Origin of the sequence: Streptomyces canus (assembly GCF_001514145.1) — a bacterium.
GTDB classification, from domain to species: Bacteria; Actinomycetota; Actinomycetes; order Streptomycetales; family Streptomycetaceae; genus Streptomyces; species Streptomyces canus.
In genome coordinates this window covers 610,945-623,050 of sequence record NZ_KQ948659.1, presented here as the reverse complement: position 1 = coordinate 623,050, position 12,106 = coordinate 610,945, and the positions used below count along the sequence as shown (strand labels likewise).

The following is a 12,106-nucleotide window of genomic DNA, read 5'->3' as shown; positions in this document are numbered from 1 at the left end:
CGGGCACGGAACCTTCGGGTTCCGTGCCCGCCCGGCCGTCTTCCATGAACCGGCGATGTGGGGTTCTGCACACTCCCCCGCCGCAGGTCAGAAGCAAGTTGACGGTTCTCGAAGGGCCGTGGTGGACTGCCGGAGCCATATACGGCGGCAGAAGAGGAAGCCGGTGCGAATCCGGCGCGGTCCCGCCACTGTCACCGGGGTAGGTAGCCCCGGGAGCCAGGAACTCTCGCCGCCGGACTCGTCGAACCAGGGCGTGGACACCCTGAGTGAGGACATGACGCGATGCTCGCCTGCCGATCCACCTGCAGTTCCAGGCACTTGAACGACCCCGCGATCGGCTGAGCCGGTGCGTGCCGATCGCGTCTTCGCGTACGGCGCCGCCGCCGGTCTGATCGGTGACCTCCTGCTCGGTGACCCCCGTCGGGGGCATCCGGTCGCCGCGTTCGGACGGGCCGCGGGCGCCGTGGAGCGGGTGTTGTGGCGGGACCACCGGGGGTGGGGGGCGCTGCACACCGCCGTGTGTGTGGGCGGTGCGGTGGGGCTCGGTGCCGTGGCGGAGAACGCCGTACGTCCGTCCCGTGCCGCTTCCCTCGCCCTCACCGCCGCCGCCACCTGGGCCGTCGTGGGCGGGACTTCACTCGTGCGGGAGGCCCGGGTCATCGGGCGGGCGCTGGAGGCCGGAGACGTCCAGGCGGCCCGGGAGCGGCTGCCGCATCTGTGCGGGCGCGATCCTCAGGCACTCGATGCCGACGGGATCGCGCGGGCCGTCGTGGAGTCGGTCGCCGAGAACACCTCCGACGCCGTCGTGGGGGCGCTCGTGTGGGGGGCCGTCGCCGGGGTGCCGGGGCTGCTCGGGTTCCGGGCCGTGAACACGCTCGACGCCATGGTGGGGCACAGGTCGGTCACCTACCGCCGCTTCGGGTGGGCTTCGGCCCGGCTCGACGACCTCGCCGGGTGGCCGGGGGCGCGGCTGACCGCCGTACTCGCCGCTCTGGCCGGTGACAGTCCGCGGGGTGCCGTGCGTGCCTGGCGGGAGGACGCACCCAAGCATCCGAGCCCCAACGCCGGGCCCGTAGAAGCCTCGTTCGCCGGGGCGCTGGGTGTCCGGCTCGGGGGGACCCTCTCGTACGCGGGGCGGGTCGAGCATCGGCCGGTGCTGAATCGGCAGGGCCGCGCCGTCGCGACGTACGACATCGAGCGCGCCGTACGGCTGTCACGGCGCGTCGGGCTGCTCGCGCTCGGCGTCGGTGTCGCCGCGCGGGCCTTCGTGAAGGGGCGTACGGCATGAGTGGCGGAGGTCTTCTCGTCGCCGGAACCACCTCGGACGCCGGCAAGAGTGTCGTCACCGCCGGGATCTGCCGGTGGCTGGTACGGCAGGGAGTGAAGGTCGCGCCGTTCAAGGCGCAGAACATGTCCCTCAACTCCTTCGTCACGCGCGAGGGCGCCGAGATCGGGCGGGCCCAGGCCATGCAGGCGCAGGCCTGCCGCATCGAGCCCACCGCGCTGATGAATCCCGTGCTGCTCAAGCCCGGTGGTGAGCAGAGCAGTCAGGTCGTGCTGCTCGGGAAGCCGGTCGGGGAGCTGAGCGCACGCGGCTATCACGGAGGGCGGCAGCAGCAGCTTCTCGGGACCGTGCTCGACTGTCTCGGCGAGTTGCGGGGCACGTATGACGCGGTGATCTGTGAGGGGGCCGGCAGTCCGGCCGAGATCAACCTGCGGCGTACCGACATCGTCAACATGGGGATCGCCCGGAACGCCGGGCTGCCCGTGCTGGTCGTGGGCGACATCGACCGCGGGGGCGTCTTCGCCTCCTTCTTCGGGACCGTCGCGCTGCTCTCCCCCGAGGACCAGGCGCTCGTCGCGGGGTTCCTCGTCAACAAGTTCCGGGGGGACGTCTCGTTGCTGGAGCCGGGGCTGGACATGCTCCACGGGCTCACCGGGCGGTCCACGTACGGCGTTCTGCCCTTCCGGCACGGGCTCGGGATCGACGAGGAGGACGGGCTGCGGGTGTCCCTGCGGGGGACGGTCCGGGAGTCCGCGGTGAGCCCTCCGGTGGGCGAGGACGTGCTGCGGGTCGCCGTCTGTGCGATTCCGCTGATGTCCAACTTCACCGACGTCGACGCCCTGGCCGCCGAACCCGGTGTGGTGGTGCGGTTCGTGGACCGGGCGGAGGAGCTGGCGGACGCCGACCTCGTCGTGATCCCGGGAACCCGTGGGACCGTACGGGCGCTGGAGTGGCTGCGCGAGCGCGGGCTGGCCGACGCCCTCGTCACCAGGGCCGCGCAAGGACGCCCGGTGCTCGGCATCTGCGGTGGCTTCCAGATCCTCGGCGAGCACATCGAGGACGAGGTCGAGAGCCGGCAGGGGCACGTCGAGGGGCTCGGAGTCCTTCCCGTCAGGGTGCGGTTCGCGCGGGAGAAGACGCTGACCCGGCCGGAGGGCGAAGCCCTCGGCGAGCCCGTCGCGGGGTACGAGATCCATCACGGGGTGGCCGACATCCACGGGGGCCAACCCTTCCTGGACGGCTGCCGCGTCGGCCAGACCTGGGGGACCCACTGGCACGGCTCGCTGGAGTCGGACGGGTTCCGGCGGGCCTTCCTGCGGGAGGTGGCGGCCGCCGCGGGCCGCCGGTTCGTGCCGGCCCCCCACACCTCTTTCGCCGCGCTGCGCGAGGAGCAGCTCGACCGGCTCGGCGACCTGATCGAACAGCACGCGGACACGGACGCGCTGTGGCGGCTCATCGAGTCCGGTGCGCCGCAAGGACTGCCTTTCATTCCACCGGGAGCGCCCGCATGAGCACAGTGTTGTTGTTGTCCACCGCCGACACGGATCTGCTGGCGGCCCGGGCCGCTTCCGGTGCCGAGTACCGGATCGGCAACCCGACGCGCATCGACGTCACGGACGAGCTGCCCGCACTCCTGGACGGCGCGGACATCGCCGTCGTACGGCTGCTCGGCGGCAAGCGGGCCTGGGAGGACGGGCTCGCCGCGCTGAAGGCCTCCGGCGTCCCGACCGTGCTGCTCGGCGGAGAGACCGTGCCGGACGCCGAGTTGATGGCCGAGTCGTCCGTACCGGCCGGTGTCGTGGCCGAGGCACTCAGGTACCTCGTCGAGGGCGGTCCCGCGAACCTGGAGGAACTCGCCCGCTTCCTGTCCGACACCGTGCTGCTGACCGGCGAGGGGTTCGCCGAGCCGCAGAAGATGCCGGAGTACGGTGTCCATGGCCCGCTCGCGCCGGACAACGGCCGCCCGACCGTCGGTGTGCTCTTCTACCGGGCCCATGAACTCAGCGGCAACACGGCATTCGTGGACACCCTGTGCGAGGCGATCGAGGCGCGGGGCGCCAACGCCCTTCCCGTGTACTGCGGTTCACTGCGCGGCGCCGACGCCGGGCTCTACGAGCTCCTCGCCCGGGCCGACTCCCTCGTCGCCACCGTCCTCGCCGCCGGCGGCACCCACGCCTCGCAGGCCTCGGCAGGCGGTGACGAGGAGGCGTGGGACATCGGGGCGCTGGCGGACCTCGACGTGCCCGTGCTGCAAGGGCTCTGCCTCACGTCGTCCAGGGCCGCGTGGGACGAGTCGGACGCCGCCCTGTCCCCCATGGACGCGGCCATGCAGGTCGCGATCCCGGAGTTCGACGGACGGCTGATCACCGTGCCGTTCTCCTTCAAGGAGCAGGGACCCGACGACGTCCCGGTGTACATGGCGGACCCCGAGCGGGCCGCGCGGGTCGCCGGGATCGCCGTACGGCACGCGGAGTTGCGGCACAAGCCGAACGCCGAGAAGAGGCTCGCGCTGGTCTTCACCGCGTATCCGACCAAGCACTCACGGGTCGGCAACGCGGTGGGCCTCGACACGCCGGCTTCGGCGGTGCGGGTGCTGGACTCCCTCAGGGATGCCGGGTACGTCGCCGAGGGATACCCCGACAACGGCGACGAGCTCATCCACCGGCTGATCGAGGCGGGGGGACACGACGTCGAGTGGCTGACCGAGGACCAGCTGGCTTCGGCTCCCGCGCGGGTGCCGCTCGCCGACTACCGGGCCTGGTTCGACCAGCTGGAACCGGGACTTCGCCAGGCCATGGTGGACGCTTGGGGTGAGCCGCCGGGCTCGCTGTACGTCGACGGGGACGACATCGTGCTGGCCTCGCTCCAGTTCGGGAACGTCGTCGTGATGATCCAGCCGCCGCGCGGCTTCGGGGAGAACCCGATCGCGATCTACCACGACCCTGACATGCCGCCGTCCCACCACTACATGGCCGCGTACCGGTGGCTCGAGAACTCTTTCGGTGCCGACGCGATCGTCCACATGGGCAAGCACGGCACGATGGAGTGGCTGCCGGGCAAGGGACTCGGTCTCAGCGGGGGTTGTGCGCCGGATGCCGTGCTCGGTGAACTGCCGCTGATCTATCCCTTCATCGTCAACGACCCCGGCGAGGGCACCCAGGCCAAGCGGCGCGGACACGCCACCGTGGTCGACCACTTGGTGCCGCCGATGGCGCGGGCAGACACCTACGGCGACCTCGCGAAACTGGAGCAGCTCCTCGACGAGTACGCCCTCGTCTCCGACCTGGATCCGACCAAGGCCCCGGCCGTGCGCGCCCAGATCTGGACGCTGGTCAAGGCGGCCGAGCTCCACCACGACCTGCATGTGGACGAGCAGCCGGACGACGCGGCGTTCGACGAGTTCGTCATGCACATCGACGGCTATCTGTGCGAGATCAAGGACGTGCAGATTCGCGACGGGCTGCACATCCTCGGCGGCGGACCGGTCGACGAGGCCCGGGTCAACCTCGTGCTCGCCGTGCTGCGCGCCTCGCAGGTGTGGGGCGGTCAGGCGAACGCCCTGCCGGGGTTGCGGGCTTCACTGGCGGAGCATTTCGGGCTGGTCGAGAAGGAGCTCCTGGCCGAGCCCGGTGCGCCGGTGAAGGTTCCGGTCGAGCTGTCCGACCTCGTCGACGGTCCTGCGCGCAGCGCCGCCGACGCGATCGATCTGCTGGAGCAGCTGTGCCGGCGGGTCGCGGAGGGCATGGAGGCCGTGTCCTGGGACGTGACGGCCGTCCCCGCTCTCGTGCGTGACGTCCTCGGCACCGAACTCCCCGAGGCCGTCGCCGTGCTGGAGTTCGCCTGCAGCGAGGTCGTGCCCCGGCTGGCCCGTACGACGGACGAGATCGCGCACATCCTCAAGGCCCTGGACGGCGGTTACGTCCCGGCCGGGCCGTCCGGCTCGCCGACCCGCGGTCTCGTCAACGTCCTGCCGACCGGCCGGAACTTCTACTCCGTCGACCCCAAGGCCATTCCGTCCAGGCTGAGTTGGGAGGTCGGGCAGTCGCTCGCCGACTCGCTCGTGCAGCGGTACCTGACCGACACCGGCGAGTACCCGAAGTCCGTGGGGCTCACGGTCTGGGGTACGTCCGCGATGCGTACGCAGGGCGACGACATCGCCGAGATCCTCGCGCTGCTGGGCTGCCGTCCGGTGTGGGACGAGGCCTCGCGGCGGGTCACCGGCTTCGAGGTCGTCCCCCTGACCGAGCTCGGCCGGCCGCGCATCGACGTCACGGTCCGCATCTCCGGCTTCTTCCGGGACGCGTTCCCGCACGTCGTCGGACTGATCGACGACGCCGTCCGCAAGGTCGCCGAGCTGGACGAGCCGGCCGACCAGAACTTCGTGAAGGCGCACGCCGACGAGGACACCGTCGAGCACGGTGACCGGCGGCGCGCGACGGCCCGCATCTTCGGGTCCAAGCCGGGGGCGTACGGTGCCGGTCTGCTGCCGCTGATCGATGCCCGCAACTGGCGCTCGGACGCCGACCTCGCCGAGGTGTACGCGGTGTGGGGCGGCTACGCCTACGGGCGCGGGCTGGACGGGCGGGCGGCGCGCGGGGACATGGAGACCGCGTTCAAGCGGATCAACGTCGCCGCGAAGAACGTCGACACGCGTGAGCACGATCTGGTCGACGCCGACGACTACTTCCAGTACCACGGCGGCATGGTCGCCATGGTGCGCCACCTCACGGGCGCCAACCCCGAGGCGTACGTGGGCGATTCGGCCACCCCGGACCAGGTGAAGACGCGGACGCTCGGTGAGGAGACCCACCGGGTCTTCCGGGCCCGGGTCGTCAACCCGCGCTGGATGGCGGCCATGCGCCGGCACGGCTACAAGGGCGCCTTCGAGATGGCGGCGACCGTCGACTACCTCTTCGGCTACGACGCCACGGCGGGCGTGGTCGACGACTGGATGTACGAGAAGCTCAGCGCGGAGTACGTCTTCGACGCGGAGAACCGGGACTTCATGAAGAAGTCCAACCCCTGGGCGCTGCGGGGCATCACGGAGCGGCTCCTGGAGGCCGCCGACCGTGGACTGTGGGCCGAGCCGGACGCGGACACGCTGGAGCGGCTGCGGGCCACGTACCTGGAGCTCGAGGGCGACTTGGAGGGTGACGAGAAGTGAGTACCCCGTTTCCGTTCACGGCCGTCGTCGGCCAGGAGGACCTGCGGCTCGCGCTGCTGCTGAACGCCGTGTCGCCGGCGGTCGGCGGTGTGCTGGTGCGCGGCGAGAAGGGCACCGCCAAGTCGACTGCGGTGCGCGCCCTTTCGGCTCTGCTGCCCGAGGTCGCGGTCGTCCCCGGTTGCCGTTTCTCCTGTGACCCCGTCGCACCGGACCCGTCGTGCCCGGACGGTCCGCACGAGGCGGGCAGCGGCGGCATGCGCCCCTCCCGCATGGTCGAACTCCCCGTCGGCGCCTCCGAGGACCGGCTCGTCGGCGCCCTCGACATCGAGCGGGCGCTCGCGGAGGGAGTGAAGGCCTTCGAGCCGGGACTCCTCGCCGACGCCCACCGCGGGATCCTCTATGTCGACGAGGTCAACCTCCTCCACGACCACCTGGTCGACCTGCTCCTCGACGCCGCCGCGATGGGGGCGTCGTACGTCGAGCGGGAGGGCGTCTCGGTACGGCACGCCTCGAAGTTCCTGCTGGTCGGCACCATGAACCCCGAAGAGGGCGAGCTGCGGCCGCAGTTGCTCGACCGGTTCGGACTGACCGTCGAGGTCGCGGCCTCGCGGGAGCCGGACCAGCGGGTGGAGGTCGTGCGGCGGCGGCTCGCGTACGACGACGATCCGGCCGGGTTCGCGGCCCGTTGGGCGGACGAGGAGCGTGCCGTACGGCAACGGATCGTCGCGGCACGGGAGTTGCTGCCGTCGGTGCGGCTGGGCGACGGGGCGCTCCGGCAGATCGCGGCGACCTGTGCCGCGTTCGAGGTGGACGGCATGCGAGCCGACATCGTGATGGCGCGCACCGCGACCGCGCTGGCCGCGTGGGCCGGGCGGACCGATGTGCTCGCGGAGGACGTGCGGCAGGCCGCGCTCCTCGCGCTGCCGCACCGCCGACGCCGTAACCCCTTTGACGCGCCGGGACTTGACGAGGACAAGCTCGACGAGACGCTGGAGGAGTTCAGCGGCGAGGGCGACGAGGATCCCGACCCGGACGGGCCCGGTGGGGATGGCGGGCAGCCGCCGTCGTCCGACGGGCCGCAGGCCGACGGGGGTTCCGGTGCGCAGCCGGAGGCGGGGGACGGTGGCGAGCCGCAGCCGTCCGGTGCCGGTTCCGGCGAGCAGTCCGCCGCTCGGGCTTCCGAGCCCTTCCGCACCAAGGTGCTCAGCGTGCCCGGGCTCGGCGACGGCGCTGCCGGGCGGCGGTCCCGTGCGCGGACCGAGCACGGGCGGACGACCGGTGCCCGGCGGCCCCAAGGGGCCCTGACCAAGCTGCACCTGGCGGCCACCGTGCAGGCGGCCGCCCCGCATCAGCGGGCGCGGGGGCGGACGGGGCGTGGGCTCGTCGTCCGGCGGGACGATCTGCGGCAGGCGACGCGGGAGGGGCGCGAGGGGAATCTCGTGCTGTTCGTCGTCGACGCCTCGGGGTCGATGGCGGCGCGGCAGCGGATGAGCGCGGTGAAGGGGGCCGTGCTGTCGCTGCTCCTCGACGCGTATCAGCGCCGGGACAAGGTGGGGCTGGTGACGTTCCGGGGGTCGGCGGCGGAGGTCGCCCTGCCGCCCACGTCCTCGGTGGACGCCGCGGCCGCCCGGCTGGAGACCTTGCCGACCGGTGGGCGTACCCCGCTCGCGGCCGGGCTGCTGCGGGCGCACGAGGTGCTGCGGGTGGAGCGGCTGCGGGATCCCGCGCGGCGGGCGCTGGTCGTCGTGGTGACGGACGGGCGGGCCACCGGTGGGCCCGAGCCGGTCGCGCTCGCAGGGCGGGCGGCCCGGCTGTTCGCCGCGGACGGCGTCGCCTCCGTCGTCGTCGACTGTGAGTCCGGGCCGGTGCGGCTGGGGCTCGCCGGGCAGCTCGCGGGTGACCTGGACGGCACTGCGGTGACGTTGGACGAGTTGCGGGCCGACTCGATCGCCGGACTGGTGAAGGACGTACAGAGGAGGGCCGCGTAATGCCTCAGGGACAGCCGAGTGTGGTGCCGGAGGACGGGCTGACGACTCGTCAGCGTCGTAATCGGCCGTTGGTGGTGGTGCACACGGGCATCGGCAAGGGGAAGTCGACCGCCGCTTTCGGGCTCGCCCTGCGGGCCTGGAACCAGGGGTGGCCCATCGGGGTGTTCCAGTTCGTCAAGTCGGCGAAGTGGAAGGTCGGCGAGGAGAACGCGCTGCGCGTGCTGGGGGCGTCCGGAGAGGGCGGGTCGGTCGACTGGCACAAGATGGGCGAGGGCTGGTCCTGGGTGCAGCGCGATGCCCAGATGGACAACGAGGAGAAGGCCCGGGAGGGCTGGGAGCAGGTCAAGCGGGACCTCGCCGCCGAGACGTACAAGCTGTATGTGCTCGATGAGTTCGCCTACCCGATGCACTGGGGGTGGGTGGACACGGATGAGGTTCTTGACGTGCTCGGGAATCGGCCCGGGACCCAGCACGTGGTCATCACCGGGCGCAACGCTCCCGAGAAGCTGGTCGACTTCGCCGATCTCGTGACCGACATGTCCAAGGTGAAGCACCCCATGGACGCCGGCCAGAAGGGGCAGAGGGGCATCGAGTGGTGACTTCTTCCGTCCCTCGGCTGGTCATCGCCGCGCCGTCGTCCGGCAGCGGCAAGACCACCGTTGCCACGGGGTTGATGGCCGCGTTCGCCGCGCGGGGGCTCGCCGTGTCTCCGCACAAGGTGGGGCCGGACTACATCGATCCCGGGTATCACGCGCTCGCGAGCGGGCGGGTGGGGCGGAATCTCGACGCGTATCTGTGCGGGCCGGAGCTGGTGGCTCCGCTGTTCCTGCACGGGGCGCGCGGGTGTGACATCGCCGTCGTGGAGGGGGTGATGGGGATGTTCGACGGGGCCGCGGGGGAAGGGGAGCTGGCGTCCACGGCTCATGTGGCGAAGCTGCTGCGGGCGCCCGTGGTGCTGGTCGTCGACGCCTCCTGGCAGTCCCGGTCCGTCGCCGCGCTGGTGCACGGGTTCGCGTCGTGGGATCCCGAGGTGCGGGTGGGGGGCGTGATCCTCAACAAGGTCGCGTCCGACCGTCATGAGGAGTTGTTGCGGGAGGCGTTGGAGTCGGCCGGGGTGCCGGTGTTCGGGGTGCTGCGGCGAGTGGCCCAGGTGGACACGCCGTCTCGGCATCTGGGGCTGGTGCCGGTCGCCGAGCGGCGGGGGGCGGCGGTGGACGCCGTCGCGGCGATGGCTGCGCAGGTGGAGCGGGGGTGTGATCTGGAGGCTCTGATGGGGCTTGCACGTGGTGCGGGTGCGTTGGCTTGTGCGGCTTGGGACGCGGCTGAGGTCCTAGGTTCTTCGCCCCCGCCGCCCCTACCCGTCCCTCCCCCAGAGGGGGGACCCCCACCAGGGGCTCCGCCCCCGGACCCCCGCTTCTCAAACGCCGGAGGGGCTGGATTGACGCAAACGCCGGAGGGGCTGGATTCGGCTCAGGTCGCCCACCCAGGGGCGTGGGGAACTGTGCGACCAGCCCCCACTCAGCCGCACCCGGCTTCCGACGGGCCGGTACGAGTCGCTGTCGCCGGCGGGCCCGCCTTCACCTTCTCCTACGCCGAGCACTCCGAGCTGCTCGCCGCCGCCGGTGCCGAGGTCATCGTCTTTGACCCCCTGCGCGATGAGCAACTGCCCGTCGGGGCAAGCGGGTTGGTCATCGGGGGCGGGTTTCCCGAGGTCTACGCCGCCGAGCTCTCCGCCAACGAACCGCTGCGCAAGGCCGTTTCAGCCCTCGCAGAGACCGGCGCTCCCGTCGCCGCCGAGTGTGCCGGCCTGCTCTATCTGTGCCGTGAGCTCGACGGGCAGCCCATGTGCGGGGTGCTCGACGCCTCGGCCCGCATGGAGGACACGCTCACCCTCGGGTATCGGGACGCCGTCGCCGTCAGCGACAGTTCGCTGGCTGTCGCCGGGACACGGATGCGGGGGCACGAGTTCCACCGGACCGTGGTGGAGCCGGCGGCCGGGGACGCCGCGGCCTGGGGTGTGCGGGTGCCCCGGCGGCGGCTCGAGGGTTTTGTACAGCGTGGTGTGCACGCGAGTTATCTGCACACGCACTGGGCCTCGGTGCCCGGTGTCGCCCGTCGGTTCGTGGAGAGGTGCCGGACGTCATGAGCAGCAGCAGGTTGATCGGGGTCGGGGTCGGGCCCGGGGATCCGGAGCTGGTGACCGTCAAGGGGGTCAACGCCCTGCGCGCCGCCGACGTGGTCGTCGTGCCGGTCATGGACACGGGTGAGAAGGGTCGGGCCGAGGCCACCGTTCTGCACTACGTGCCCCAGGAGAGGATCGTCCGGGTCGTCTTCGCCCTCAACGAGCGCAGTGATCACGCCCGGCGCGAGGCCGCCTGGGACGCGGCCGGAGAGCGGGTCGCCGAGTTGCTCGCCGCCCACGCGTGCGTCGCCTTCGCCACCATCGGCGACCCCAACGTCTATTCGACCTTCACCTATCTCGCCCAGACCATCGGCGAGCTCGTGCCCGACGCCGTCGTCGAGACCGTGCCCGGGATCACCGCCATGCAGGATCTGGCTGCGCGTTCCGGGGCCGTACTGACCGAGGGCACCGAGCCGCTCACGCTCGTGCCCGTCACCGCGGGTTCCGCCGTTCTCAAGGACGCCCTCAACGGGCCCGGGACCGTCGTCGCGTACAAGTTCGGGCGGCTGGCCGGTGAGGTGGCCGAGGCGCTCAGGGAGACCGGGCGGATCGAGGACGCCGTATGGGGATCGGCGCTCGGCATGGAGGCCGAGTCCATCCGGCCCGCCGGTGAGCTCGACGGGGCGCCCCTGCCGTATCTCTCCACCCTCATCGCGCCCGCACGGCGGGACGGCACGCGGGGTGGCAAGTTGTGAACCCCTCCAGAGCCGCCGGAGCCGGATCAGCCGGCCAGGCCCACCACCAGCCAGATGAAACCCACGCCCGCGACCGTGCACAGCAGAGTCGAGCGGGCGGGGTGTTCGTGGTGGGCCTCGGGGAGGATCTCGGCCGCCGCGAGATAGAGGAGCGCGCCGCCGAAGAGGCCGAGGTAGCCGCCGAGCAGACCCTCCGGGATGGTCACGAACGACGTCGAGGCCGCGCCCACCACCGGGGCCGCAGCGTCCGCGAACAGCATCCCCAGCGCTCTGCGGCGGGCGTTTCCGTACAGGCTCGTGATCGTGTACGTGTTGAAGCCGTCCGCGAAGTCGTGGGCCACAACGGCGAGCGCGACCGCGGCACCCATGCCGCCGCCCACCTGGAAGGCCGCGCCGATGGCCACGCCGTCCATGGCGCTGTGGCCGACCATCGCGGCCGCCGCCGTGAGGCCCACCTCGGGCGCCCTGCCGTCCTTCTCCTCGCCGCCGTGCGCCGCCTGACGGGCGGCCAGCAGACGTTCCACCAGATGGGCCAGCAGGAAGCCGGCCACGAAGAGGAGCAGGGCCGCGGGGACGCCGAAGACCTCGTCGCCGGCCGCGTGCAGCGCCTCCGGCAGCAGGTCCAGGCCGACCACGCCGAGCATCAGGCCGCCGGCCAGTCCGAGGACCAGATGACGGCGGTCGGTCACCCGCTGTGCCGTCCAGCCGCCGGCCAGCGTCATCAGGAACGCGCCGAGCGCGACGAAGACCGCCATAGGGCCTTGGTATCCGATCAACCCCCGTTCGCGCACA

General features: G+C 72.0%; 8 protein-coding genes and 1 riboswitch. Of the genes, 7 read left to right on the top strand and 1 reads right to left on the bottom strand.

Going from position 1 to position 12,106, the window contains the following annotated elements; genetic code table 11:
- The first annotated feature begins 105 nt into the window (after window positions 1-105).
- Window positions 106-245, top strand: a riboswitch (cobalamin riboswitch).
- Window positions 246-346: 101 nt separating this feature from the next.
- Genes AQJ46_RS16435 through cobI form a run of 7 tightly spaced genes read left to right on the top strand, consistent with a single transcriptional unit; the run spans window position 347 to window position 11,314 of the window.
- Window positions 347-1,288, top strand: coding sequence for a cobalamin biosynthesis protein (locus tag AQJ46_RS16435; RefSeq protein WP_059206278.1), 942 nt, complete (start codon window positions 347-349; stop codon window positions 1,286-1,288).
- Window positions 1,285-2,796 carry a cobyric acid synthase gene (locus AQJ46_RS16430; RefSeq protein WP_059206277.1) on the top strand — a complete coding sequence of 504 codons (1,512 nt, stop codon included), beginning with the start codon at window positions 1,285-1,287 and terminating at the stop codon, window positions 2,794-2,796. Before AQJ46_RS16435 ends, AQJ46_RS16430 begins: the two co-directional genes overlap by 4 nt.
- A complete protein-coding gene (gene cobN / locus AQJ46_RS16425; RefSeq protein WP_059206276.1) occupies window positions 2,793-6,449 on the top strand; it encodes a cobaltochelatase subunit CobN in 3,657 nt (1,218 codons plus the stop codon). The genes AQJ46_RS16430 and cobN overlap by 4 nt, the downstream gene beginning before the upstream one ends.
- Window positions 6,446-8,437, top strand: coding sequence for a putative cobaltochelatase (locus tag AQJ46_RS16420; protein WP_059206275.1), 1,992 nt, complete (start codon window positions 6,446-6,448; stop codon window positions 8,435-8,437). The genes cobN and AQJ46_RS16420 overlap by 4 nt, the downstream gene beginning before the upstream one ends.
- The gene (gene cobO / locus AQJ46_RS16415) at window positions 8,437-9,036 is read left to right on the top strand and encodes a cob(I)yrinic acid a,c-diamide adenosyltransferase (RefSeq protein WP_059206274.1); all 600 of its coding nucleotides are present in this window, start codon (window positions 8,437-8,439) and stop codon (window positions 9,034-9,036) included. Before AQJ46_RS16420 ends, cobO begins: the two co-directional genes overlap by 1 nt.
- Window positions 9,033-10,583, top strand: coding sequence for a cobyrinate a,c-diamide synthase (locus tag AQJ46_RS16410; RefSeq protein WP_059206364.1), 1,551 nt, complete (start codon window positions 9,033-9,035; stop codon window positions 10,581-10,583). The genes cobO and AQJ46_RS16410 overlap by 4 nt, the downstream gene beginning before the upstream one ends.
- Window positions 10,568-11,314: a precorrin-2 C(20)-methyltransferase gene (gene cobI / locus AQJ46_RS16405; RefSeq protein WP_057618234.1), complete on the top strand. Its 747-nt coding sequence runs from the start codon at window positions 10,568-10,570 to the stop codon at window positions 11,312-11,314. Before AQJ46_RS16410 ends, cobI begins: the two co-directional genes overlap by 16 nt.
- 26 nt (window positions 11,315-11,340) lie before the next feature.
- Here cobI and AQJ46_RS16400 read toward each other — a convergent pair whose 3' ends face one another.
- Complete coding sequence (locus AQJ46_RS16400; RefSeq protein WP_059206273.1) at window positions 11,341-12,069, bottom strand: ZIP family metal transporter; 729 nt, start codon at window positions 12,067-12,069, stop codon at window positions 11,341-11,343.
- Window positions 12,070-12,106: the final 37 nt, after the last annotated feature.